Source organism: Marinobacter confluentis, from assembly GCF_004785685.1.
GTDB classification, from domain to species: domain Bacteria; phylum Pseudomonadota; class Gammaproteobacteria; order Pseudomonadales; family Oleiphilaceae; genus Marinobacter; species Marinobacter confluentis.
Genome location: NZ_SRPF01000001.1, coordinates 66,993 through 91,367, shown reverse-complemented (window position 1 = coordinate 91,367; position 24,375 = coordinate 66,993). Strand labels below are relative to the sequence as shown.

Below are 24,375 nucleotides of genomic sequence, written 5' to 3'. Positions count from 1 at the left end.
GTAGACGAAGCGGTCAGGCCGGGTGCAGGTATAATGGTAACGGATTGTACTTATCCGTCATTTTTTCCCGCTTTACCGTCTTTCTTTTCAACCCCTTTGACTGACTGCCAGACTGAGTCCAGCGCGGCCAGTGTTTCGTTTTCAAATTCCCGGCCTTCCTGTTCCAGGCGCTGCTCTATTGCGCGAAATCTTGCCTCGAACTTGTGATTGGTACCGTTCAGCGCCTGCTCGGGATTTACCTTCATGAAGCGTGCCAGATTCACACACACGAACAGAAGGTCACCCAGTTCATCTTCCACAGCTGCCGGGTCACCCCGGCCGGAACGCGCGGCATACCAGGCTTCCTTGAGCTCATCAATTTCTTCATGAAGCTTGTCAAACACCGGCTCCACATCGGGCCAGTCGAATCCGTGATTGGCCGCCCTGCGCTGAAGTTTCTCAGCGCGCACCATCGCGGGGAGTGTTCGCGCAACGCCACTGAGCCGGCTGCTATCGGCCTCAGCCTGCGGTTTCAGCGCCCTTTCTTCTGCTTTGATCCGCTCCCAACTGGCCTTGATCCAGGCTTCGTCGGGTCGATTTTCCGGATCGGTCCGGCTCTCAAGGGTGCCGTCGGGGAACACATGAGGGTGACGGCGGATCAGTTTCCTGACCAGGTTGTCCACCACTGAATCAAAATCAAAGTGGTTCTGCTCCTGCCCCATCTGGCCATAGAAAATCACCTGGAACAGCAGGTCACCCAGTTCGTCTTCCAGGTGGGGATAATCCTCGCGCCCGATAGCATCCGCCACTTCATAGGCTTCTTCCAGAGTGTGGGGCACGATCGAGCTGAAGGTCTGTCTCGTATCCCATGGACAGCCGGTGTCCGGATCACGCAGGCGCGCCATCAGATATTTCAGGTCTTCCACTGAATACATCATGAACGGGTGCGCCTCACGTCGATGATATTGGGCAGGTTACGAATCTTCGCCAGCAGCCGCGCAAGTTGCTCCAGGCCGGATATTTCCAGTTTCACCGTCATGGTGGCGGTGTTTTCGTCCTTGTTGGAGATGGTGTTCATGGCCAGAACATCACTTTTTGACGACGACAGTACCTCGGTGATGTCGCGCAAAAGGCCCGAGCGGTCATAGGCCTCAATTTCGATATCCACCGGGTAGACCGCAACGGGCTGGCCGCCCCAGCTCACCTCGATGATCCGGTTGGGCTCAAACTCTTTCAGATTCAGGAAAGTGATGCAGTCCTGACGATGCACGGTGACCCCGCGCCCGACCGTGATATAACCACCGATCGGGTCACCGGGCAGAGGTTTGCAGCACTTGGCGACCTGGGTCTTAAGCTTGCCGACACCACGAATCTGGATGTCTGATTCGGTGTCATAGGGCTTCCGGGGCCGGGACGTAAATCTCAGGTCCAGCTGTTCGGATTTCGGCTCCAGCATCTGCTGGGCGACATGGGCAACGTGGGTTGGCCGCAGATCGCCCGCACCAGTTGCGGCAAACATATCGGCGGCGGTCGGGTAATTGACCTTGCGGGCCAGCTCATTGAGATCCACGTCGTACAGGGATAGACGCCTGAATTCATCCTCCAGGATCGCCCGCCCGTCCACAATGTTCTGATCCCGGTTCTGCTGTTTGAACCAGTGCGTAACCTTTGCCCGGGCGCGGGATGTCTGAATATAGCCCAGGCTCGGGTTGAGCCAGTCACGGCTGGGTGCCTGATGATTGGACGTCAGAACCGAGACCTGATCTCCGGTTCTGAGCGGATAGGTCAGCGGCACTATGCGGTTGTTTACCTTGGCACCCCGGCAGGCATGGCCAATCTCAGTGTGTACCCGATAGGCAAAATCCACGGGCGTTGCGCCCTGGGGCAGATCCACCACGTGGCCTTCCGGGGTGAACACGTAAACCCGGTCAGAGCTGACATCCGATTTGAGATGATCGGCCAGGCCGGAAATGTCCCCCAGTTCTTCCTGCCACTCCAGCACCTGCCTCAGCCAGTTGATCTTGGCATCGTATCCTGCGGACTTGTTGCCACGGTCCATGCCTTTATAAAGCCAGTGAGCACAAACGCCGAGTTCGGCCTCTTCGTGCATGTCCCGGGTGCGGATCTGCACCTCCATGACCTTGCCTTCCGGGCCAATCACCGCGGTATGCAGGGACTGGTAGCCGTTTTCCTTGGGGTTGGCGATATAGTCATCGAATTCATTGGGAATGTGGCGCCAGAGGGTGTGAACAATGCCCAGGGCGGCATAACAGTCGCGTACCTGCGGCACCAGAATTCGCACCGCGCGAACGTCATAGACCTGGGAAAAATCGATACCCTTGCGCCGCATCTTCCGCCAGATGCTGTAAATATGCTTGGCGCGACCCGACAGATCCGCCTGGATTCCCGATGCGCCCAGAGCCTCCTGCAGGTCGATAATAACCTGACGGATATAACCCTCCCGGTCGAGGCGTTTTTCATCCAGCAGCTTGGCAATCTTTTTGTAGGCAGTGGCATGAAGATAGCGGAACGACAGATCTTCCAGTTCCCACTTGATGTGGCCGATACCCAGCCGATGGGCCAGCGGCGCGTAGATATCAAATACCTCACGGGCAACTCGCATCCGCTTTTCTTCCGAAGCGTTCTTGACGGCTCGGATAGCGGAGGTCCGCTCGGCAAGCTTGATCAACGCCACCCGGACGTCGTCAATCATGGTCACCAGCATTTTGCGGACGTTATCGAGCTGGCCCTCGGTCTGGCCCAGGACGTTGCCTTTCAGCGGATGATGAATCGAGGAGATCGCGGCCATCTGCAGAACACCCTTGATCAGCCCGGCTACTTCGTCGCCGAATTCCTTCTGGATATCTTCCAGTGGAATGCGCTCCTCGCGCACAGCCCGATACAGAATCGCCGCCACCAGGCTGGCCTGGTCCAGGTGAAGTTCCACCAGCACCTGCGCCATTTCAATACCGGTGCGGAAACTGCTGGTGCCCGGCGCCCAGATACGGTCCTCACGCACCGCCCTGAAATCAATGGCCGCGGCCCGCTCGCAAGCACGACGGAACTGTTCCGGGTTCTCCAGACGGGTCTGTGACTCGATCTGGCGGACCCAACGCTCTATGTCCACCGCTCCGTCACCGGAAAAGGTATATTCTTCTCGGACTTTAACCATCTTGCTTTTGTTCTTCCCGCGTTTATTCCTTGCGTTCAAACAAGGCCATGGACTCCACATGGGTCGTGTGGGGGAACATATCCATTACCCCCGCCCGCACCAGACGATACCCATTGCGCACCAGGACACCGGCGTCCCGCGCCAGTGTCGCCGGGTTGCAGGACACATACACCACCCGCTTTGCGCCGAACGAAGTCAGATATTCGCAGACTTCCTGGGCACCGGACCGGGGCGGGTCAATCAGGACCCTGTCGAATCCCTCTGCCGCCCAGGACTGGCGAGTAAAGTCGGCCTGAAGATCGGCGCCATGAAATTCGACGTTGGACAGCTGATTTGCCTCGGCGTTCTCACGTCCGCGCACAACCATGGCTTCATCGCCCTCAACCCCGACCACCTTTCCGGCTTTACGGGCCAGCGGCAGCGTGAAGTTGCCCAGCCCGCAGAACAGATCCAGTACCCGATCATCCGGCTGAACATCCAGCCATTCAATGGCGCGGTGCACCATGGTGCGGTTCAGCTCGGCATTCACCTGGGTAAAGTCCATGGGATGGAATGCCATGGTCAGGTCGAATTCATCCAGCCGGTAGCTCAGGCGCTCGGGACCGGTTTCTGGCCAGATACGGTGAACCGTGTCCGGGCCTTTGGGCTGAAGGTATATATGCAAATCATGGGCCTGACCGAAAGCAATCAGTGCTTCCCTGTCGCTGGCACAGAGGTCATCCATGTTGCGGAACACCATGGCCGCGACATCATCGCCACAGGCCACTTCCACCTGCGGCACCCGGCGAAAGGCCTCCAGGCTATGCAGCAGTTCCCGCAGCGGCATGATCTTCTCGCCAATGCGTGGGTCCAGCACCACACAGCGGTCAATGTCGGTCAGAAAACTGTTCCGCTTTTCCCGGAAACCAACCAGCACCGATTCCCTGGCCGGCACGTACTTGACACCCAGCCGGGCCTTACGCCGATACCCAAGGGATTCGGAGCGCATGGGGGCAACCCATTCTTCCGGCTCCACGCCTCCAAAATGGGCGAAATGCTCCCTCAGGGTCTGCTCCTTGAACTGAATCTGGGCATCGCCTGACATATGCTGCAGGCTGCAGCCACCGCACAGGTCGGCAAAGTCGCAAGGGGGTGTAATGCGCTCAGCGGTCGCTTCCAGCACTTCGAGGGTTCGCAACTCGTCAAATTTGCTGCGTGATCCAACAACTTTCGCCATCACCGTCTCGCCCGGCAGGGCGCCGTCGACGAACTGGGTCTTACCATTGTCGCGGGCAATGCCCCGGCCATCGTGGCTCAGGGTTTCGATCTGGCACCGGACGGGCTCCTGGGGAAGCGGCTTCCTGCGTCTTCTGCTCATTGAATATTCTCTCGCTGGGGTTCAGGCGCCGGGGAAGACACCGGTAGAAAGGTAGCGGTCGCCACGGTCACAGATGATGGCAACGATCACCGCGTTTTCAACTTGGGCGGACAGTTTCAGGGCAGCGGCAATGGAGCCACCGGACGACACGCCACAGAAGATGCCTTCCCGGCTTGCCAGCGCCCGCATAGTAACTTCTGCCTCTTCCTGGCCCACGTCGAGGATTTCATCCACCCGAGTGGCATCGAAGATTTTTGGCAGGTAGGCCTCGGGCCAGCGGCGGATGCCAGGAATGGACGCGCCATCCTGGGGTTGCAGACCGATGATCCGGATATCCGGGTTACGCTCTTTCAGATACCGGGACACGCCCATGATGGTGCCGGTGGTCCCCATGGAGCTGACAAAATGGGTAACCCTACCGGCGGTCTGCTCCCAGATTTCAGGGCCGGTGGTCCGGTAATGCGCCAGGGGGTTATCCGGGTTCGCAAACTGGTCCAGCACCTTGCCTTTGCCTTCTGCCTGCATCTGCAGGGCAAGATCTCTCGCGGTTTCCATGCCCTCCTCTTTGGTCACCGAGATAATCTCCGCCCCGTAGGCGCGCATCGACGCCCGACGTTCCTCGCTCAGGTTGGCGGGCATGATCAGTTTCATCCGGTAACCCTTGATGGCCGCCGCCATAGCCAGGGCGATCCCGGTATTGCCGCTGGTGGCCTCGATCAGCGTGTCCCCGGGGTGAATCTCGCCCCGATTCTCGGCTTCCTGAATCATGCTTATCGCCGGACGGTCCTTGACCGAACCAGCCGGGTTATTGCCCTCAAGCTTGGCCAGAATCACATTGCTGGTGTCACCGGGAAGCCTTTGCAGGCGTACCAGTGGCGTATGCCCAACGTAATCTTCGATGGTCGGAAACTGCATGCTGTTACCTTCTGGTGATACACTTCGGCTTCGCATGATACTCGCAATGGCGGCGGTCGCCCAATACAGGTTGTCGCTAACACCATGCTTGCGAGCTATAACCGCGAACATCACCACCGTCTCGCCAACGGTAATCAGCTATTCTGACAGGGATGATCGGCTGGTCGCGCAGCCGACCGGGCAAATCGGGAAGAGACTATGCGACGCTGGGGCATTCGCAAAAAAGTACTGGTGGTAACTCTCGTTCCCACCCTGCTGACCACTCTGATGCTGGGGATGTTCTTCACCTACAGCTGGGTCACCAACATTGAAAACCTGCTCAAGGACCGCGGCGAATCCCTGTCCCGCCAGCTTTCAGCCGGCTCTGAATACGGCCTTTTTACCGCCAATCGAAGCCTACTGAGCAGCCTGTCCAACGCGCTGCTGGAAGAGCAGGACGTCCGCTCAATCACCTTCTTTGACAGCGAGGGCGAACGCCTTCTGCACACCGGTCCGGGCGGCTCGGACGACATTCGCGAACAGGCCATGTCCAGCCAGAGTCCCATTCAGATTCCGCGGCCGGACAGCACGGTGTTCGTGACGCCGGTTCACCTTCAGGACCTGATGATTGAAGGCCTGCTGGACCCGGAATCACGCCAGGCGGTGGGGCGTGGCAATCAACCGATCGGCTGGGCCATGGTCGAGATGTCCCACGTGCGCACCGAAAAAGAAACCTACAAGGCCCTGTTGATTTCCATGCTGCTGGTGCTGGCTGGCGTTCTTCTGAGCCTGGCCATCGCAATGCGGCTAAGCCGCGCCTTTACCGGGCCTATTTTCGAGCTCAACGAGGCGGTGGCAAAACTCAAGGAAGGCAAACTCGACACCCGGGTATACACCGAAGCCGGACCCGAATTTGAACAGCTGGAATCCGGCCTGAACGCCATGGCCAGTGAACTGAGCAAGGCCCAGGCCGAGATGCAGCAGAACATTGATCAGGCCACCGAAGACCTGCGGGAGACCCTGGAAACCATCGAGATCCAGAACATTGAACTGGACTTCGCCCGCAAGGAAGCCCTGGAAGCCAGCCGCATCAAATCAGAATTTCTGGCCAACATGTCCCATGAAATCCGCACTCCACTGAACGGGATTATCGGCTTCACCGACCTGCTACTGAAAAGCCCCCTGCCCCGCCAGCAGCGGGACCACCTGAGCACCATCCGGAAATCGTCGGAAATTCTGCTGACCATAATCAACGACATTCTGGACTTCTCCAAGATTGAAGCCGGCAAGCTGATACTCGACCGCATTCCTTTCCAACTGCGGGATATTGTGGAAGAAGTCATGGTAATGCTCGCCCCGGCGGCCCATAGCAAGAACCTGGACCTGGTACCCCTGGTCTACAACGATGTTCCGGACAACATGATGGGCGACCCGCTGCGGGTCAAGCAGGTCATCACCAACCTGGTCAACAACGCCATCAAGTTTACCCAGACCGGCGAAGTGGTGCTCAGGGCAAGTCTTGAGGAAGAGGACAAGGAAGCCAACCGGATTACCCTGCGGCTGAGCATCACGGATTCCGGCGTCGGACTTTCCCGGGCGCAGCAACAGTCACTGTTCAACGCCTTCAGTCAAGCGGACGCATCAACGGCTCGGCAGTACGGCGGCACTGGGCTGGGGCTGGCAATCTCCAAACGCCTGGTTGAAGAAATGGGTGGCAGCATAGGCCTGGAAAGCGAGCTCGGTAAAGGCTCCACCTTCTGGTTTACTCTCACCTCGGAGCTGTCTTCATCCGGCGACCCGGTTTCCCCACGGGATGCCCTGCGCGGCGAAAAAGTCATTTATCTGGATCACCAGACAACCACCGGGCTTTCGGTGGAGCATACCCTGCGAGAGTGGGGCATGACCGTTGACCGGGTATCCTCCCCCGGAGCCCTGCAGGAGCAGATTGAAGAAGCCCAGCGGGAGCAGTCAGGCTATGCCCTGGCCATTATTGGCATCACCCGCCACCTGCTGAATTCCAGTCAGTACTGCAATCTGGTGCGCACGCTTGAGCTGGAGCGGGACTGCCGCACCCTGCTGCTTACGCCAACCCTTGAGACCCACGATACGCCTCTATCGGGCCTGGCCAGCGGACACATGACCAAACCGGTCTGCCGGGACTCGCTCTATAACGAGCTGCTACTGCTGATTCACGGCATTAGCCAGAACGAACCGGTGCTACCGGATTACCGTCCGGAGCCAACGCAACCATCCGCACCTTCCCGTGCGCCCCGGATTCTGGCCGTTGACGACAACGACGCCAACCTGAAGCTGGTGATGACTCTGCTCAATGACTGCAGAGTCGAAGCAGAGGGTGCCAGCAGCGGCTTCGAGGCACTGAGCAAAGCCCGGCAACGACCCTTCGACCTGGTGTTCATGGACCTGCAGATGCCCGGAATGGACGGTGTGGAGACCACCGAACGTTTGCGGGAAGTGGACGGCAAACACCATCGAACCCCGGTGATTGCCCTGACTGCCCATGCCCTTGCCGATGAACAGGAGCGCCTGACCCGTCAGGGCTTCGATGGCTATCTGCCGAAACCCATCAGCAACCGACAGCTGGAGCAGACCATTCAGGAGTACACCGGGTACATTGCGCAGCCTGAACCGCCGGGACGTCAGTCCCTGGCGCCCGAATTTGGTGACACCCGCAGGCCGGTGCGGCCCTCAAACCGCAAGAAACAGAAAGACTGCGTCAGCGTGTCGGAAAGTGTCCAGCTGGCAGCGGGCAAGGCAGATCTGGCGGAAGAGCTGTTCAGCATGCTGATAGAGCAGTTGCACACCGACACCCGGCGAGTGGAAGCACTCTGGTCCGCGAACCAGCTGTCAGAACTGCTGGAATGCGTACACAAACTGCACGGCGCCACCCGTTACTGTGGCGTACCGGAACTGAGGGCCGCCGCAAACCAGTTCGAGACCGCACTAAAACAGGAAGCGCCAGACAGGGAGTACCAGAAAGACCAACTGGTCGCCGCCATGGAACGCCTGTTGATCTGGAGCGAGCAGACCGACTGGCAACCGCTGTTCAGACAGCAGAGCCAGAACGCGGTCACCGACTAGACACCTCCATCGCCCGGCCCGCGGGACGTATCAACGGCTGGCGTGGTGGAGGATTTCCTTCATATCGCGCACCGCCTCTTTCAGACCCACGAAAACCGCCCGGGCGATGATGGCATGGCCAATGTTCAGCTCGTTAATGCCGGGCAGTGACGCCACCCGCTCCGTATTGTGGTAATGCAGCCCGTGACCGGCGTTGACCACCAGTCCCTTTTTGCGCGCGTGGGCCAGAGCCTTGGCGATTCTGTCAAACGCCTCATTCTCAGCCTCAGGCGTTTCTGCCTCGGCAAATTCACCGGTATGCAGCTCGATCACCGGTGCGCCGCAGCGAACCGCTGCGTCAATCTGGGCAATGTCCGGGTCAATGAACAGGGAAACCTCGGCGCCAAAGCGGGCGAGCCGTTCGCAGGCTTTGGCCACACGGGCTTCCTGCCCATCCACATCGAGCCCGCCTTCCGTGGTCAGCTCTTCACGTTTTTCCGGCACCAGGCAGACGCACTCTGGCCGAACCTGTTCCGCGAACACAATCATGGCCTCGGTCACGGCCATCTCCAGATTCATTTTGGTGTTCAGGGTTTCCTTCAACAGAAACACGTCCCGGTCCTGAATGTGGCGGCGATCTTCCCGGGGGTGGATGGTGATGCCATCGGCCCCGGCCTCTTCTGCCAGCAATGCCGCCTGCACGGGATCGGGATAACGGGTACCCCTGGCCTGGCGCAGCGTTGCCACATGGTCGATATTGACGCCAAGCAGCACTCGCGAACGGGTCTGGTTAAGGGTCATTGCGCTCTCCTCGATGGCTGGAAAATAAACGACGGCTGTTCAGTTCACGACCCTGCAGCAGAAAATCCACCAGAACACGGGTCACTCGTTTGGCAACCCGACGACAGTCGGGAGACTCAAGATCACCTCCCGCCAGGGCTTTAAGCGTATCGCCAGACAATCCCTGCAAACGGGCCGTTTCCGAGGGCCGGGCCAGAATGCCCTGCTCGGGATCATAGTAATACTGACATCCGTTTGCGACTGCCTCACCGGTGTCGGTGGTCTGGTCCCAGGCAAAGCTGTAACCCAGTTCCCCGGCAAAGGTTTTTTCAAAGCGCCTGAGTACAGGCTCTACGTCGTCAGTCGCCGCCAGTTCGCCCAACAGGTCAATGTAGGCCGCGAACAGATTGGGGTTCGGGTCCGCCATGGGCAAGGTTCGCTGCAGCAGCTCATTAATATAGAGGCCGCTGTAGAGCGCCAGGGTTTTACTTAACGACGGCCCGGGGCGCACGTCGGTCTGGGTCAGGGTTTTCAGGTCACTGCGCCCGGTCCAGTCCAGCAATAGTGGCTGGAAAGGCTGCAACTGGGCTTTCAGCGGGCTTTTTGCAGAGTTGGCGCCACGGGCGACCACCGTAATGCGGCCGGCATTCAGGGAGAACACATCCACCATCAGACTGGTTTCCCGCCATGGACGGCGGTGCAGAACGTAAGCGGGCTCCTGCTGTACCGGCGTTCTCATGGCGATCTCATGGAAATGTCAGAAGTCGTTCATGCCAAGGCTTTTCAGGGCCCGGTCACTGTCGGCCCAACCGCGCTTTACCTTGACCCAGAGCCGCAGCATGACTTTACCGTCAAACAGACGCTCCATATCCATGCGGGCTTCCTGGCCGATGCGGCGCAGGCGTTCGCCTTTATCGCCGATGATGATTTTTTTCTGGCCTTCACGCTCAACCAGGATCAGAGCCGATATATGCAGTGTTTTTCCATCCTGGCGGAACTCTTCAATTTCCACCGCCACGGAATAAGGCAACTCGGCACCCAACTGACGGGTAATCTTTTCACGAACCATTTCCGAGGCCATAAAGCGCTCGCTACGATCCGTAATCTGATCATCCGGGTAGAAATGAACGCTCTGCGGAAGGAACCCAGCCACGGACTTTTCCAGTGGTTCCAGGTTCATTTCCTTCAATGCCGAAAGGGGAATGATCTCGGCAAAGTCCCGCTTCTTCGACAGCATTTCCAGATGCGGCAGCAATGATTCGCGCTTCTCGATCCGGTCGACCTTGTTGACCGCAAGAATCACCGGGCAAGTCAGATGGCGCAGCTTTTCCAGCACCATCTCATCGGCGGTGGTCCAGGTCATCTGGTCCACCACAAACACCACCACATCAACACCCTTCAGCGCAGACGTCGCCGCGCGGTTCATATAGCGGTTCAGAGCACGGGGTTCCTCTTCGTGCATTCCGGGCGTATCCACGTAAATCGCCTGCGAAAGCCCCTCGGTCTTGATGCCCAGCACCTGATGCCGGGTGGTCTGGGGCTTGCGGGAGGTAATACTGAGTTTCTGGCCCAGAATGTGGTTCAGCAACGTGGACTTGCCCACGTTCGGGCGGCCGACAATAGCCACAAAACCGCAGCGGCTGTCCGGGTTTTCCGGACGGGTAATATCATTCATCAATCGTTCTCCACACCCAGCTGTTTCAGGGCGTTGCGGGCGGCTTCCTGTTCGGCAATACGGCGGCTGCTGCCGATACCCGAGGTTCTGCGATCCAGCGACGGCAAGGCACAGGAGACGTTAAAGGTCTGGGCGTGGGCCTCGCCATCCACGGAAATCACTTCATAAAGGGGCAACGGAAACTGACGGGACTGCAGGTATTCCTGAAGGCGGGTTTTCGGGTCTTTCTGGGTGTCCTGAAGATCCAGCTTTTTCAGGCGCAGATCAAACCAGCGCAGGACCTGTTCACGGCAGGTGTGAAAATCACTGTCCAGATAGATGGCGCCAATCACCGATTCTACGGCGTCGGCGAGAATGGATTCACGCCGGAAGCCACCACTCTTGAGCTCGCCCGACCCCAGCCGCAGGTATTTTCCCAGCTCGAATTCGCGGCCGATTTCCGCCAGGGTCACACCCTTGACCATGCGGGCTCGAAGGCGGCTGAGCTGGCCTTCACGGGCTTTTTCAAAGTGCAGGTAGAGGTATTCGGCAATGACCATATTGACAATCGAGTCACCCAGAAACTCCAGGCGCTCATTGTTCTGGTTGCCGTGGCTGCGATGGGTCAGCGCCAGTAACAGACGCTCTGGCACTTTAAACTGGTACCCCAGCCGGCGCTGTAATTCTTCAAGATCGGGTTGGGAACTCACTGGCCGGTCATCTCATACTCGTGCTTGAAATGAACCACGGTATCGATGTTGCGGAAAATATTGTCCCGCACTTCATATTCCACCGTAATCAAAACGGTGTCGCCGTTTTTCTTGATGGTGATGTCCTCAGGCTTGAGACTGCGAACGTTGTTGACCAGCAACCGCTTGTTGATCAGGGTGCGAACCTCGGCCGGCCCCATGCGGGAGAGCCCCTCGGTGTCGCTGATGCTTTCCACTGCCTTGCTGATGGTCTGGTCGTCCAGATAAGCTGGCCCCAGCTTGATACCAATAGTCAGCAGACCACCAAAAAACAGGACCATGATCAGAATAACCAGTGCGGAAGCGCCCGACTGTCTGTGCATGGAAGAAAGGCTGGATTGTTTCATGTTCGGTACACCCCTGGAGTTCAACACCGTTTGTCGCTGTTGTTAATCGATACTGCCCACACGATCAAAGGATGGCAGACTGGTGAGCGATTGCCAGTGCATCCAGATCGCAAACGCCTTGCCGACCACCATATCGTCCGGAACCATGCCCCAGTATCGACTGTCGTTACTGTTGTCACGGTTATCACCCATGACGAAATACTGTCCTTCACCGACGCTCCACTGGCCTTCGCCGCCATTGCCGCTGCGGCCCATGGTGCGGTATATCATATGTTCATCGTCACCGAGTTTTTCCCGAAGCAGTTCCACCGGCGGCATGCGCGCAACGAATTGCGCCTCTACCTTTTCGCCATTCACAAACAGCTCGTGGTCCTGATAGCGAATACGGTCGCCAGGCACACCGACGACACGCTTGATGTAATTGGTGGTGCCATCATCCGGGTAGCGGAAGACCATTACATCACCACGCTGGGGATCATCCACCGAGAGGATCTTGGTGCCGGCAACGGGCAGACGCAGGCCGTAGGCAAACTTGTTCACCAGGATGAAGTCGCCAACCTCCAGGGTTGGCAGCATGGACCCGGACGGGATCTGGAAGGGCTCCACCAGGAAAGACCGAAGCACCAGAACAATGGCCAGCACCGGAAAGAACGACCGGCTTAGCTCAACCAGGTAAGGCTCTTTCCCTGCTTCAGACTCATCATCGGCCGCAGCCTCGGAAGCTGATTCTGCGCGCGGATTGCGGCGCTTGCGCAGAACCAGAATATCCAGCAGCCAGATCAACCCGGTGGCGAAGGTGAGAACAACCAGAACCAGGGGAAAATTAATATCCATTCAGATGCCTTTTATTTGTCCACTTTCAGTACGGCAAGGAAAGCTTCCTGCGGCACCTCAACATTGCCCAGCTGTTTCATGCGCTTTTTACCTTCCTTCTGCTTCTGCAGAAGTTTCTTCTTACGGCTGACGTCACCGCCGTAACATTTGGCGGTGACGTTTTTACGCAAAGCCTTGACCGTTACACGGGATACCACCTGGTTGCCGATGGCTGCCTGGATGGCAATATCAAACATCTGCCGGGGGATCAGCTCTTTCATTTTCTCGACCAGGGCGCGGCCGCGATACTGGGACTGTTCCCGATGTACAATCAACGCCAGCGCATCTACCCGCTCGCTGTTGATCAGCACATCCAGGCGCACGAGGTTGGCGGCCTGGAAGCGCACAAAGTGATAATCCAGAGAGGCAAAACCCCGGCTGGCAGACTTGATGCGGTCAAAGAAATCCAGCACCACTTCCGCCATTGGTAGCTCGTAGGTCACCTGCACCTGGGTGGACAGAAAGTGCATGTTTTTCTGGATGCCGCGTTTTTCTTCGCACAGGGCAATGACGTTGCCCAGGTGCTCCTGTGGCACCAGAATGTTTGCCTCGACAATCGGTTCGCGCATTTCCTCAATCGAACCGATATCAGGCAGGCTTGAAGGGTTGGCAACGGTGACCGTTTCACCGGTCTTGGTGACGACTTCATAAATAACCGTCGGCGCGGTGGTGATCAGGTCGATGTCGTATTCCCGTTCCAGCCGCTCCTGGATGATCTCCATGTGGAGCATACCCAGAAAACCACAGCGGAAACCGAAACCCAGGGCATCCGAACTCTCAGGCTCGAAGAACAGCGAGGCGTCGTTCAGCGTGAGTTTTTCCAGGGCATCCCGGAAATCGTTGTAATCATCCGAACTGACCGGGAACAGGCCCGCATAGACCTGGGGTTTGACCTTTTTGAAACCCGGCAGCCTGGGGATGTTTTCCCAGTTTTTCTGCTGCACGATTGTATCGCCCACCGGGGCACCATGAATGTCCTTGATGCCAGCAATCACGAAACCGACCTCACCCGCGTGGAGCGAGCCGGTTTCCGTGGGTTTCGGTGTAAAAATACCCACCTTGTCCGCAGTCCAGCCTTTCTGGGTGGACTTGATCACGATCTTGTCGCCCTTCTTGATGGTTCCCTGAGTAACCCGCACCAGGGAGACTACGCCAAGATAGTTATCGAACCAGGAGTCAATAATCAGCGCCTGTAACGGGGCGTCCACTTCGCCAACCGGTGGCGGAATCCGCCTGATCAGGTCTTCCAGCACATCTTCGACCCCCATGCCGCTCTTGGCACTGCAGCGAACGGCTTCGGTGGCCTCGATTCCGATAATATCCTCGATTTCCTGGGCAACCCGCTCGGGCTCTGCCTGGGGAAGATCCATCTTGTTCAATACCGGAACCACTTCCAGCCCCTGCTCGATGGCGGTATAGCAGTTGGCAACAGACTGGGCCTCAACGCCCTGCCCCGCATCCACCACCAGCAGGGCACCCTCACAGGCATAGAGCGAGCGCGACACTTCATAGGAGAAATCGACGTGGCCGGGGGTGTCGATGAAATTCAGTTTGTATTCCACCCCATCACGAGCCGTATAGTTCAGGGTGACGCTCTGGGCCTTGATGGTAATGCCGCGCTCACGCTCGAGGTCCATGGAATCAAGCACCTGCTCGTTCATTTCCCGGTCGGTGAGGCCGCCACAGATCTGGATAAAACGGTCCGCCAGCGTGGATTTGCCATGGTCGATATGGGCGATGATCGAAAAGTTACGGATTCGGCTCAGTTCAGTCACAGAAAAAGGCTACTCAAATGGAACGAAGGATTGGGCCTTGGCAGACCACCGCCGGGAGGCTCGCCCCCGACAACGGCGTGATTTTACCGGTATAAGGGCTGTATTGCCATGATCAGGACATCAGGGGGCTTTCGTACTGTCGAACCAGGAAGCCAATCAGTGCATCCTCATCCAGCGGATAGCTGAACAGATTGCCCTGGCACTGGGCGCAACCGGCACTGTGAAGAAAATCCAGTTGCTGGGGCGTTTCCACACCTTCGGCAACCACGGTCAGGTGGAGCTTGCGGGCCAGCGCAATCACCGCTGACGCAACATCCGTGGCACTGACATTGTAGGGAATGTCCCGAATAAATCGGTGGTCGATCTTGATCACGTCCAGCGGCAGTTGCTGCAGTGATACCAGCGAACAGGCACCGGTACCGAAATCATCCAGTATCAGACAGACGCCCATATCATGGAGGGATACCAGCAGGTCCTGGACCTGGCGAGGGTCCTCGTTGAGCAGCTCTGCGGGCATTTCCAGCTCAAGCTGCTCAGGAGAAACTCCGGTTTCGGTGATCACCTGGCGCACCATGTCCAGAAAACCCGAATCCATCAACTGCTTCACCGACAGGTTCACCGCCATCTTCAGTGATTCGAACCCGGCCCGCTCCAGGGCCTGCACCTGAATACAGGCCTGGCGCAGAGCAATTTCGCCAAGGCGGATAATCAGCCCGGTTTCTTCGGCCAGCCCGATAAACTGCTGGGCACTCACCAGGCCCTTTTCCGGATGATGCCAGCGCAGAAACGCTTCCACACCAATCACCCGCTGGGTCGCCAGTTCAATCTTGGGCTGGTAGTGCAGCACAAAGCGGTCGTCTTCCAGGGCAGCCGATAGCTCTTCCTGTTGAATCAGGCGGCGGGCCGCCTGGGCATTCATCGCCGGCGTGAAGAACTGGTAGCCGTTACGGCCCTTTTCCTTGGCCCGGTACATCGCGAGATCGGCATACTTCATCAGCGTGCCAGTGTCTTCGCTGTCGTGGGGGATCATGGTGATACCGATACTGACCGTCACCCCGACTTCGTGGTCATTCAACCGCACCCGCTGGCAGAGCCGTCGAAGAATAGTCTCCGCCACTCGGCCCGCGGCATCCGGGCCGCTGATCCGCGACAGCAGCACAACAAACTCATCGCCGCCGAGTCGGGCTACGGAATCGTCTTCCCTCACACAGCCAGTCAACCACTCGGCCACCAGCGTGAGCAGTTCATCACCGGCATCATGGCCCAGGGTGTCGTTGATCCTTTTGAAGCCGTCCAGGTCCAGAAACATCAGTGCAGCGGATTCCTGGTTGCGCTTGCTGCGATGCACCACATGATTCAGCCGGTCGCGAAAAAGCTGGCGGTTGGCCAGCCCGGTCAGCGGGTCGTAGAACGCCAGCCGGTGCAGTTCGGACTGGGCAGCCTTGAGCTGGGTAAGGTCACGAAGGCTGAGCACAACACCCCTGACGCCTGGCACTTTCAGCATGGATGTAAAAGTACCTTCCATCTGGCGCCAGTGACCACCGGCATCCCGAACCCTGAGGGGAACCACCGGCATCTGTTTTCCTGGCGACTTCAGGGCCTCTAGAAAGCGGCTTTTCAGAGCGGCCCAGTCATCTTCATGCACCTGCGGCTTGAGGCCCAGGTCATGCACCCGCACCGGATCGAAACCCAGGATATCCTGACTGGACGGGCTGGCGTATTGCAGTCGGCCATCCCTCCCCAGAACCAGGGTGACATTGGCTGCACCTTCGGTAATGGCGCGGTAGCGGCCAGCACTGCTCTGGGCCATGATCCGCCCCCGGGTCAGCGTGAGGACGAAACCGAACAGCAACAGGCTGATGATAATGCCGGACGCCAGCACAATCGGCGGTCGCGGGTCAGCGGCCAGATAATCGAAAGCCGGGGTAGACCGCGTCTGCAATAACCAGTCCCGGCCACCCAGAGAGATGGTCTGGCTCATTTCAAAATTGAAGTCTTCGTCCAGAGAGCCCAGATTCGAGCCGTACATCAGCGACTCCCGGGAAATCACACCGTCGTCGTAGATTTTTACGTCCAGAAACGGCGAAATCAGGCCCACAATGCCATCCAGCAGAGTGTTCATGCGAAAGGCACTGAATACATAGCCAGACAGCATCATCTTGCGCTCTAGCCGGCTTTCCGGGGCTTCGCCACCCTGGAATACCGGGTAATACATCAGAAAACTGGCCTGATCCTCGGCCACTTCTTCCTGAACCAGAACCACCTTACCAGTCACTTTTGGCCTGGCATCATCACGGGCGGCCTCCATTGCAACCCTATGAACCGGGTCACTGAATGGATCGTAACCGAGCGCCTTCTGGTTGCGCTCGGTTCCTGGCTCAAGATACACCATCGGATAATAGTCCGGCCCGCTGCCCAGAGGCGTAACAAGGTAATTGAGGATACCGTTTCGCCGGGTCGACGCTATGTGGTCTGCCATCTGCCGTACACCAACACGCCTGACATAACCAATGCCCTGAATGCCTGGGTAGTAGCGGTTGATGTCCACGTTGTCGATGTATTCACGCCATTCGTCACGGCTGACATCTCCGGCGACAGCAAACAGGCCGGCACTGCCCGCAAGTACCTGCTCATAATTCAGCAAACGTTCATCGATGGCGGTCTTGAGCTGGAGTGACTGGGTTCTGAAGCGGGCCTGGGTGCGGTCTTCAACCAGGCGGATAGAAACCTGCCAGAGCAGAAAGGTGACAATCAGAGCGGCAACCAGCAGCAGCCATGCCAGCCACGAATAACGGGGTCTGAGAAGCGTCCTTAGAGGCAATTCCTTTCTGTTCATCATGACTGCTGGGTCCGTTCCCTGAACACGGTTTTTTTATTCGGCACCCAGTATAACAAAAGCCCCCGCCACTGTCGTTTCCATCAACAGTGACGGGGGCTTCATGGAACCTTCCTGACCCTGATAATCAGGGCTTCATGACGAAATAGCTTGCTCTACCCTGGCGAATCACCCTCACGGAAACCGCGCTGTCCTCAGGAAGAGATTCCACCACATCCGCAAAATCATCCAGGGAACCTATCGGCTGACGGTTCAGCTCGGTGATAACGTCATCAGGCCGGATACCTGCCTCCCGGGCAGGGCCGGGGGCAACGTTGGTCACCAGAACGCCGCCGGAAGATAGATCCCATGCGTCTGCTATTTCACTGGGCAGAGGCTCAACGCTCAGGCCCAGGGGCGCTGACGAGGAAGGACTGCCCCTCTCGGCTGGCGATGACGCTCGGGCCTGGCCGTCCTCCGGCAGGCGTCCGATCTCCACATCCACGTTGATCGTCTTGCCGCCACGCAGCACTTGCAGCGAAGCCGTTTCCCCAACCGGTGTTCGGCCAACCATCGGCGGCAGGTCCGACGACAGAGCGACATCCTCACCTTCGTACTGCAACACGATGTCACCAGACTGAAGGCCGGCATCCTCGGCCGGCGAACCAGCCATAACCTCAGCCACCAGGGCACCGCGGGGGCGCTTAAGACCAAAGGATTCAGCAAGATCCCGGTTCACTTCCTGGATCAGCACGCCAAGCCATCCGCGGGACACCGACCCCTCGTCGCGAAGCTGGCGGAACACGTTCATGGCATCATCAATGGGAATGGCAAAAGACACGCCCATAAAGCCCCCTGACCGGGTGTAGATCTGAGAGTTGATACCGATGACTTCGCCATCCAGATTGAACAGAGGGCCTCCGGAGTTGCCCGGGTTGATGGCAACGTCGGTCTGGATAAACGGAACGTAGTTTTCCGAAGGCAGGGAACGACCAAGCGCGCTGACAATACCCGCTGTGACGGTGTAGTCGAAACCGAAGGGCGAGCCGATGGCCAGCACCCACTCACCGACCTTCAGGTCCCGTGACCGACCGATCTGCACCACTGGCAGGTCGTCGCCGTCCTCAATCTTGAGCACCGCCATATCAGAACGGGGGTCGGTGCCTACAAGACGGGCCGGCAGCTCGCGACGGTCGTTCAGGCGAACGATGATCTCGTCTGCGCCTTCAACAACATGGTTGTTGGTCAGCACATAACCGTCACTGGACACAATAAACCCTGAACCCATGGACTGACGCGGCGGCTGGCCGCCCGGGGCACCACCGAAGGGAGACTGGGGGCCGCGAAAAAAATCCTGAAAGAATTCCGGTAACTGTTCAAACTGGCGCTGGTCGAACGGGCTGCCATAAGCGCCGCCACCAGGGGCTTTCCGTTCTGTGGTGGTACTGATGTTGACCACAGCCGCCGAGTTGTCTTCTACCAGCTCAGTGAAATCGGGCAGCTCCCTGGCCGACACCGAGTGCGCAAACACCGCAAACACAAAAGCCAGCCAGAGGGCCGACTGTCGAAAAGGGTTGATTTTCTGCATTCCAGACTCCCGTTTAAGCTCAACTGTCCGCCTTTATTGTGCGGTCAGTCAGCGGATTTTCAACGATCTTAACAAACGTTCATCTTGACGCCGGAACCCGCGCTGAACCGGGGATAGCACCACCGGACGGTAGAACCCTGACCAGCCTGGGCTCGTACTGCTTACCCGGGCGTGACTGAATAACCCGTGTCAGAAAGAACCCTGCCGCCAGACCAGACAAGGCCCCGGCAATGGCTCCGGCGTCGCCGGCTGGCAACCACTGTTGACCTGTGACCGCACCCAGAACCATCAACAGCAATGGCAAGGCGTACACAAGCAGCGACGCCGATAGCAGCGCTGATTCATCAATGGCCACGGTGACCTCGTCGCCAACTGACGCCTCAAGGTCATTGGTGACCAGAACCTGATTTGCCCGGCCACTGGAGGCGCTGGCAAGCACCCGCTGGCCACAGCCACTTCGGGCCGAACAGGATTCGCAGGCGCTGGCACGAATCGTCTGCACCCAGGCCATGTTTCCCTTGATAGCGACCACGCGGCCGGTTTCAGTGATCATGGAAGAACCGCTCCCAGCACAGCGGAGTCTTCAATTTCGACGGACTCTGCAACTTTCAGCGCGGTCTCCAGGGGAATTTCACCCACCACGGTCACCAGGAAGCCCTCATCGCCTTTTTCCAGTTTCCGCATATAGACGGTGGTTGCACCGATCCGCGACGTGCCCGAGGGCATTCCCACGCCGGTAGCGGTGTCCACAAAAACCGAGAAAGACGCCAGGCCATCTGAAAACGCCACTGCCTTGCCACTGCCGGAACGGGGCGCGGCGGCGGGCTGGAAACCGTCTGGGCGCCAGCCCAGTGTCCAGCCTTCCATGCTCTGGTCGGGCGTGGCGGAACTTTGCGGCGCCAGCGTTCTGGACACCTCCCTGCCTTCAGACTGAACCATGAATTCTTCATCCGGCAGGCTGTCGCTGATGGTGAGGCTGGTGAAATGGAAATACTCGAGCGTTTCGCCAGAATCTGACAGCACCTTGCCTTTCAGGGGCAGGCCGGTGGAACGCTCAAGCCACAGTTGGTGACTGTAGCGCAAGGAGTCTCTGGCGTTCAGAGCCAGCCGGACCACATCGTGCCCGGCAATCCGGTCGTCCCCGATAATCTCGGGCTGATACCAGCGGTCAACTGGCACCAACTGATTGGTGAATGCCTCGGCGAAAGGCCCGGAGGGTATGGCCGCATTCAGTTCCATCCGGCCGTGCCTGGGCAATACACAGACCACATCCATGCCTCTGCGCACTATTTCGCCAATCTGGCCATCCTGCATTACCAGCCGCTCTTCAACCATTCCGTTGCGATAGCGGTGGGCAACCTGCATGGAGCTGACCTGATCGCCCCGCGCGTAAACAAATACCCCCATGTAGGATGTTCGGGTCAACGCTGGCTCAAGGCGTTCCAGCCAGTAGCCGGGGTCGTCTTCGGACTTTTCGGCGGCCAGGGCAGTAGGAGCCATAACCAGACTGAAAGTCGCAAACAGCCAGACGATCACCAGCCGTGCCGCGCGCAACACAGCCATCAGTAACCCGACCCTGAGGCACTGACCGCCCGCGCATAGCCCATTGAGGCGTGCCCCGCGCCGAAGCTGTTGTGCTGCGCGTGCTGCAACAGGTAGCGGCTGAGTTGTTCCTGTTGCTCTTCATCCAGCCCCTGAATGGCCAGTTCCGGAATGCCTGCGGCCGCCTGCTGCTCCATTTGGGTCGGGCTGGGGTCCCAACCGGTACCAGCGCTGAAGCCAACCACCAGTGCCAGCGCCATCATGGCAACGGCGGGCCACTGCCATCGTTTCTGCATAGGTGGCATGGCGCTGGCCCCCGGGCTCGACACCCGCTCATGCCCGTCAAGCTGGTCACGCACGCTTTCACTCACGTCAATCGAGTCAACTGCCGGGTGCCGTTGCTGGATCAGGTCACGCATCTGCTGCCAGCGCTGGAACTGTACACGCACCTCGTCCTGCCCTTCCTGGGACAGCAGCCGGCGAACGGACAGTTCATCCGCTTCGTCGTCCATCATTGCTGACAGGGTTTCTTTGAGCCGATCATCCATGGGATGCAACCTCTTCAAGTCCGCGCATCGTTCAGTAAGGGGCCGAGATGCCGGTCAACCGACTCCCGGGCCCGGAAAATTCTGGATCTCACGGTGCCGATGGGGCACTCGAGTATCCCTGCAATATCGTCATAACTCAGGCCATCGTACTCCCGCAGAAGAAACGCTGACCGCAGTTCTTCCGGTAACGAGGCAATGGCCGCTTCAAGCTCCCGTTGCAACTGGTCCCGATGTAAAAGCCGGTCCGGGGACGCATCATCCCGCAACCGGAAGCCATCTTCAAAGTTCTCGGCATCGGCTGAGTCAGCGCCCCCCTGTGGCCGGCGGGCCCGGGACTCAAGGAAGTTCTTCGCCGTGTTCACTGCAATCCGATACAACCAGGTGTAAAAAGCACTGTCACCGCGGAACCGCTCGATGGCCCGGAACGCCTTGACGAAGGTCTCCTGGGTCAGGTCCATCACCTCCTGGTGATCGTACACATAGCGCCCTATGATTGACGCCACCCTCGACTGGTATTTGACGACGAGCAGATCGAAGGCAGACCGGTCACCATGGCGCACCTTCCGGACCAGTTGAAGGTCCGTCTGGCTCTGGCTGTGATCGTCTTTGTATCGTTCAGAATCCGCTGTCATGGACGTGGCGCCGGGCCTCCGATGGGGTTCGGCCTTAAGGCCCGAATCACTGTGACTGGGAGAAATCATGCGCTTGTCCGACATCCGGTTCTGTTTAAGGCCCCGAAACTCGGGGCTTCCCGTTCGGCCAAATAGACAGCAAGCGCAAAGTTTAGTTCAATACACAACCACATTATGACCCGCGATAACAACCTGATGCCACAATCCCACGAATTCGATGTTCTGATCATTGGCAGCGGCGCCGCTGGTCTAACTGTTGCCCTGAATCTGCCAGAACACCTCCAGATCGCGGTCATTAGCAAAGGCGACATCAGCAGTGGCGCGACCCTCTGGGCCCAGGGCGGCATCGCCGCCGTTCTGGACGATGAAGACTCGCTGGAAAACCATGTGTCCGACACCTTAAAAGCAGGTGGCGGACTCTGCCATGAAGACGCCGTGCGCTACACCGTTGAGCATGGCAGAGAGAGCATCGACTGGCTGATCGACAGCGGCGTCGATTTCAGCCGCGACGACCAGGCCCAGTATCATCTGACCCGTGAAGGCGGCCACAGTCATCGTCGCATCATTCATGCGGCTGATGCCACGGGTCATGCGGTCTCGACCACGCTTGCCTCCCAGGCGCTGGCCCGTAAAAACATTCATCTGATGTCACGTCGCGTTGCGGTGGACCTGATCACCAACCGCAAACTGGCCCTGCCCGGCAATGCCTGCATCGGCGCCTATGTCCTTAACCTTGAAGATAATCACGTTGAGCTCTTCCGCGCCCGGTTCACCATCATCGCCACGGGCGGCGCCAGTAAGGCCTACCGGTATACCACCAATCCGGACGGCGCCTCCGGTGACGGTATTGCCATGGCCTGGCGCGCCGGTTGCCGGGTGGGCAACATGGAATTCAACCAGTTTCATCCCACCTGCCTTTACCACCCACACGCCAAGTCTTTCCTGATTACCGAAGCGGTGCGTGGCGAAGGCGGCGTGCTGAGACTTCCAGATGGTGAACGATTCATGGACCGCTTTGACGACCGCGCGGAGCTTGCCCCCCGGGATATCGTCGCCCGCGCCATCGACCATGAAATGAAGCGCCTGGGTGCCGACCACCTGTATCTGGACATCAGCCACCAGTCCCTGGATTTCATCAGACACCACTTCCCTACCATTTATGAAAAGTGCCTGACCTTCGGCATTGATATTTCCAGAGAGCCAATTCCGGTAGTGCCTGCGGCACACTATACCTGCGGCGGCATACTCAGCGATGAGCGGGCCAGAACCGATATCAATCAGCTTTACGTGGTGGGCGAAGCGGCGTTCACCGGCCTGCATGGTGCCAACCGCATGGCCAGCAATTCGCTGCTGGAATGCCTGGTCTACGGCCGCGCCGCCGCCGCTGACATTGCCCGCCGTGAATCTGATATTCCACCGCCGCCCCTGGCGCCGGACTGGGACGAAAGCCAGGTTCGGGATTCCGACGAAGACGTGGTAATTTCCCACAACTGGGATGAGCTGCGGCACTTTATGTGGGACTATGTCGGTATCGTGCGGACCACCAAACGCCTGCAGCGTGCAAAGCACCGCATTGACCTGCTGGAGCGGGAGATCGGCGAGTTCTACAGCAATTATCGGGTGACCAATGACCTGCTTGAACTGCGGAACCTGGTCACTGTTGCCGACCTGATCATCTGTTCCGCACTCCAGCGGCGGGAAAGCCGGGGCCTGCATTACACACTGGATTTCCCGGGACTGCTCCATGAAGCAAAAGACACCGTATTGACTCCCACAACCTATCGCAGACCGGCGCCCTGACCGGCAGGCAGCCGGGCGAACCGTCACCGAACATCTACCGTTTCAACGAGAGGCTTCATGTCTGATAATGCCGAATTCAATCGCCTGTGGTGGCACAGCCGCCGGGGTATGCTTGAACTGGACGTACTGCTGATCCCCTTCCTGGAAAACGCCTATCGTGACCTGCCGGCGGAAGACCAGGCACGCTATGAAAAGCTGATTACCTGCGAAGACAACGACATGTTCGAATGGTTCATGCAGCGCAGCAAACCTGCAGACCCGGACCTCCAGCGCATCGTTGATATCATTCTGAGTCGTGTCCAGCCGGATTGATCTGGCTATCCGGCCCAGCGCCGGGGTCGGATGCCTGGTCGCCCTGCCCTGGGCGGGCCTGGGCATGTTCAATCTGATCCTTGCCCTGACCTACAGCCTCTGGTTTCTGGCGCTGATTCCTTTGGCGCTGGCCGGTGGGATCTATCAATGGAAGCTCAACGGTCGTCTTGGCCTGCAACGTTCAGTTGTCCGCCTGACCGTCAATGTTGACCAGTTACAGCTGCAGCATCGCAACGGCCAGAAATACCCGGTGAGGGCAGACCCGAGCAGCCGACTTTATCCGCGTCTGGCCATCTTGAAACTGATGCCTTCGGACACCACCAATAGACCTTCAACGGTGTTACTCTGGGCCGATCGCGCTGACTGTGGAGATAGTGGGAGCCTGGGCAACGTCCCGGCAGACCAGCACCGCCAGCTCAGAGCCTGGTTGCGCCTGGGTCCTTCCAGCGAGCAACGTCGGCACAATCATTAGTTCAGGAG

The 24,375-nt window shown here is 58.4% G+C and carries 21 protein-coding genes; 4 read left to right on the top strand and 17 right to left on the bottom strand.

The genetic code is table 11. From position 1 onward, the window contains the following. Positions 1-50 precede the first annotated feature (50 nt). From mazG to cysM, 4 genes are read right to left on the bottom strand one after another with little or no spacing between them, the layout of a single operon-like run. Positions 51-914 carry a nucleoside triphosphate pyrophosphohydrolase gene (gene mazG / locus E5Q11_RS00435; protein ID WP_191964468.1) on the bottom strand — a complete coding sequence of 288 codons (864 nt, stop codon included), beginning with the start codon at positions 912-914 and terminating at the stop codon, positions 51-53. Then, positions 914-3,151, bottom strand: a complete 2,238-nt coding sequence (gene relA, locus E5Q11_RS00430) for a GTP diphosphokinase (RefSeq protein ID WP_135801444.1) — start codon at positions 3,149-3,151, stop codon at positions 914-916. Before relA ends, mazG begins: the two co-directional genes overlap by 1 nt. Before the next feature lie 22 nt (positions 3,152-3,173). Beyond that, positions 3,174-4,508, bottom strand: coding sequence for a 23S rRNA (uracil(1939)-C(5))-methyltransferase RlmD (rlmD, locus tag E5Q11_RS00425; RefSeq protein ID WP_135801443.1), 1,335 nt, complete (start codon positions 4,506-4,508; stop codon positions 3,174-3,176). A gap of 21 nt (positions 4,509-4,529) precedes the next feature. Further along, the gene (gene cysM / locus E5Q11_RS00420; protein ID WP_135802374.1) at positions 4,530-5,423 is read right to left on the bottom strand and encodes a cysteine synthase CysM; all 894 of its coding nucleotides are present in this window, start codon (positions 5,421-5,423) and stop codon (positions 4,530-4,532) included. A 198-nt stretch (positions 5,424-5,621) separates the two neighbouring features. Between cysM and E5Q11_RS00415 the strand changes: the two genes are divergently transcribed. Beyond that, on the top strand, positions 5,622-8,501 hold the full coding sequence (locus E5Q11_RS00415; RefSeq protein WP_135801442.1) for an ATP-binding protein: 2,880 nt from the start codon (positions 5,622-5,624) through the stop codon (positions 8,499-8,501). Between the two features lie 30 nt (positions 8,502-8,531). On the opposite strand, the gene pdxJ is transcribed toward E5Q11_RS00415, so the two are convergent. The 13 genes from pdxJ to rpoE form a co-directional block, all read right to left on the bottom strand. Next, the gene (gene pdxJ / locus E5Q11_RS00410; RefSeq protein WP_135801441.1) at positions 8,532-9,281 is read right to left on the bottom strand and encodes a pyridoxine 5'-phosphate synthase; all 750 of its coding nucleotides are present in this window, start codon (positions 9,279-9,281) and stop codon (positions 8,532-8,534) included. Beyond that, entirely contained in the window at positions 9,271-9,999 is a 729-nt protein-coding gene (recO, locus tag E5Q11_RS00405; RefSeq protein ID WP_135801440.1) for a DNA repair protein RecO, read from the bottom strand. Before recO ends, pdxJ begins: the two co-directional genes overlap by 11 nt. 18 nt (positions 10,000-10,017) lie before the next feature. Then, a complete protein-coding gene (gene era, locus E5Q11_RS00400) occupies positions 10,018-10,935 on the bottom strand; it encodes a GTPase Era (protein WP_135801439.1) in 918 nt (305 codons plus the stop codon). Next, a complete protein-coding gene (gene rnc / locus E5Q11_RS00395; RefSeq protein WP_135801438.1) occupies positions 10,935-11,624 on the bottom strand; it encodes a ribonuclease III in 690 nt (229 codons plus the stop codon). The genes era and rnc overlap by 1 nt, the downstream gene beginning before the upstream one ends. Next, positions 11,621-12,010, bottom strand: a complete 390-nt coding sequence (locus E5Q11_RS00390; protein ID WP_135801437.1) for a DUF4845 domain-containing protein — start codon at positions 12,008-12,010, stop codon at positions 11,621-11,623. The genes rnc and E5Q11_RS00390 overlap by 4 nt, the downstream gene beginning before the upstream one ends. Before the next feature lie 42 nt (positions 12,011-12,052). Continuing rightward, complete coding sequence (gene lepB, locus E5Q11_RS00385; protein ID WP_135801436.1) at positions 12,053-12,844, bottom strand: signal peptidase I; 792 nt, start codon at positions 12,842-12,844, stop codon at positions 12,053-12,055. Between the two features lie 11 nt (positions 12,845-12,855). Further along, a complete protein-coding gene (gene lepA / locus E5Q11_RS00380; protein ID WP_135801435.1) occupies positions 12,856-14,658 on the bottom strand; it encodes a translation elongation factor 4 in 1,803 nt (600 codons plus the stop codon). Between the two features lie 112 nt (positions 14,659-14,770). After that, positions 14,771-17,497 carry a bifunctional diguanylate cyclase/phosphodiesterase gene (locus tag E5Q11_RS00375; RefSeq protein WP_135801434.1) on the bottom strand — a complete coding sequence of 909 codons (2,727 nt, stop codon included), beginning with the start codon at positions 17,495-17,497 and terminating at the stop codon, positions 14,771-14,773. 124 nt (positions 17,498-17,621) lie between these two features. After that, positions 17,622-19,061, bottom strand: a complete 1,440-nt coding sequence (locus E5Q11_RS00370; RefSeq protein ID WP_135801433.1) for a DegQ family serine endoprotease — start codon at positions 19,059-19,061, stop codon at positions 17,622-17,624. A gap of 79 nt (positions 19,062-19,140) precedes the next feature. Beyond that, the gene (locus E5Q11_RS00365) at positions 19,141-19,614 is read right to left on the bottom strand and encodes a SoxR reducing system RseC family protein (RefSeq protein ID WP_135801432.1); all 474 of its coding nucleotides are present in this window, start codon (positions 19,612-19,614) and stop codon (positions 19,141-19,143) included. Then, a complete protein-coding gene (locus E5Q11_RS00360) occupies positions 19,611-20,624 on the bottom strand; it encodes a MucB/RseB C-terminal domain-containing protein (RefSeq protein WP_135801431.1) in 1,014 nt (337 codons plus the stop codon). Before E5Q11_RS00360 ends, E5Q11_RS00365 begins: the two co-directional genes overlap by 4 nt. Continuing rightward, a complete protein-coding gene (locus E5Q11_RS00355; protein WP_135801430.1) occupies positions 20,624-21,151 on the bottom strand; it encodes a sigma-E factor negative regulatory protein in 528 nt (175 codons plus the stop codon). The genes E5Q11_RS00360 and E5Q11_RS00355 overlap by 1 nt, the downstream gene beginning before the upstream one ends. A gap of 14 nt (positions 21,152-21,165) precedes the next feature. Next, positions 21,166-21,783, bottom strand: coding sequence for an RNA polymerase sigma factor RpoE (gene rpoE, locus E5Q11_RS00350; RefSeq protein ID WP_168215582.1), 618 nt, complete (start codon positions 21,781-21,783; stop codon positions 21,166-21,168). A 195-nt stretch (positions 21,784-21,978) separates the two neighbouring features. Here rpoE and nadB point away from each other — a divergent pair, with 195 nt between their 5' ends. Genes nadB through E5Q11_RS00335 form a run of 3 tightly spaced genes read left to right on the top strand, consistent with a single transcriptional unit; the run spans position 21,979 to position 24,367 of the window. Continuing rightward, positions 21,979-23,583, top strand: a complete 1,605-nt coding sequence (nadB, locus tag E5Q11_RS00345; protein ID WP_191964469.1) for an L-aspartate oxidase — start codon at positions 21,979-21,981, stop codon at positions 23,581-23,583. A gap of 57 nt (positions 23,584-23,640) precedes the next feature. Then, positions 23,641-23,895 carry an FAD assembly factor SdhE gene (locus E5Q11_RS00340; protein ID WP_135801427.1) on the top strand — a complete coding sequence of 85 codons (255 nt, stop codon included), beginning with the start codon at positions 23,641-23,643 and terminating at the stop codon, positions 23,893-23,895. Further along, positions 23,879-24,367 (top strand): hypothetical protein, encoded by a 489-nt coding sequence (locus E5Q11_RS00335; protein ID WP_135801426.1) that lies wholly within the window; start codon positions 23,879-23,881, stop codon positions 24,365-24,367. Before E5Q11_RS00340 ends, E5Q11_RS00335 begins: the two co-directional genes overlap by 17 nt. The last annotated feature ends 8 nt before the right edge of the window (positions 24,368-24,375 follow it).

What these genes read in the sequence shown, in the direction of transcription:
- mazG (WP_191964468.1), bottom strand. Translation starts at nt 914, where the DNA reads ATGTATTCAGTGGAAGACCTGAAATATCTGATGGCGCGCCTGCGTGAT.
- relA (WP_135801444.1), bottom strand. Translation starts at nt 3,151, where the DNA reads ATGGTTAAAGTCCGAGAAGAATATACCTTTTCCGGTGACGGAGCGGTG.
- rlmD (WP_135801443.1), bottom strand. Translation starts at nt 4,508, where the DNA reads ATGAGCAGAAGACGCAGGAAGCCGCTTCCCCAGGAGCCCGTCCGGTGC.
- cysM (WP_135802374.1), bottom strand. Translation starts at nt 5,423, where the DNA reads ATGCAGTTTCCGACCATCGAAGATTACGTTGGGCATACGCCACTGGTA.
- E5Q11_RS00415 (WP_135801442.1), top strand. Translation starts at nt 5,622, where the DNA reads ATGCGACGCTGGGGCATTCGCAAAAAAGTACTGGTGGTAACTCTCGTT.
- pdxJ (WP_135801441.1), bottom strand. Translation starts at nt 9,281, where the DNA reads ATGACCCTTAACCAGACCCGTTCGCGAGTGCTGCTTGGCGTCAATATC.
- recO (WP_135801440.1), bottom strand. Translation starts at nt 9,999, where the DNA reads ATGAGAACGCCGGTACAGCAGGAGCCCGCTTACGTTCTGCACCGCCGT.
- era (WP_135801439.1), bottom strand. Translation starts at nt 10,935, where the DNA reads ATGAATGATATTACCCGTCCGGAAAACCCGGACAGCCGCTGCGGTTTT.
- E5Q11_RS00390 (WP_135801437.1), bottom strand. Translation starts at nt 12,010, where the DNA reads ATGAAACAATCCAGCCTTTCTTCCATGCACAGACAGTCGGGCGCTTCC.
- lepB (WP_135801436.1), bottom strand. Translation starts at nt 12,844, where the DNA reads ATGGATATTAATTTTCCCCTGGTTCTGGTTGTTCTCACCTTCGCCACC.
- E5Q11_RS00375 (WP_135801434.1), bottom strand. Translation starts at nt 17,497, where the DNA reads ATGATGAACAGAAAGGAATTGCCTCTAAGGACGCTTCTCAGACCCCGT.
- E5Q11_RS00370 (WP_135801433.1), bottom strand. Translation starts at nt 19,061, where the DNA reads ATGCAGAAAATCAACCCTTTTCGACAGTCGGCCCTCTGGCTGGCTTTT.
- E5Q11_RS00365 (WP_135801432.1), bottom strand. Translation starts at nt 19,614, where the DNA reads ATGATCACTGAAACCGGCCGCGTGGTCGCTATCAAGGGAAACATGGCC.
- E5Q11_RS00360 (WP_135801431.1), bottom strand. Translation starts at nt 20,624, where the DNA reads ATGGCTGTGTTGCGCGCGGCACGGCTGGTGATCGTCTGGCTGTTTGCG.
- E5Q11_RS00355 (WP_135801430.1), bottom strand. Translation starts at nt 21,151, where the DNA reads ATGGATGATCGGCTCAAAGAAACCCTGTCAGCAATGATGGACGACGAA.
- rpoE (WP_168215582.1), bottom strand. Translation starts at nt 21,783, where the DNA reads ATGACAGCGGATTCTGAACGATACAAAGACGATCACAGCCAGAGCCAG.
- nadB (WP_191964469.1), top strand. Translation starts at nt 21,979, where the DNA reads ATGCCACAATCCCACGAATTCGATGTTCTGATCATTGGCAGCGGCGCC.
- E5Q11_RS00340 (WP_135801427.1), top strand. Translation starts at nt 23,641, where the DNA reads ATGTCTGATAATGCCGAATTCAATCGCCTGTGGTGGCACAGCCGCCGG.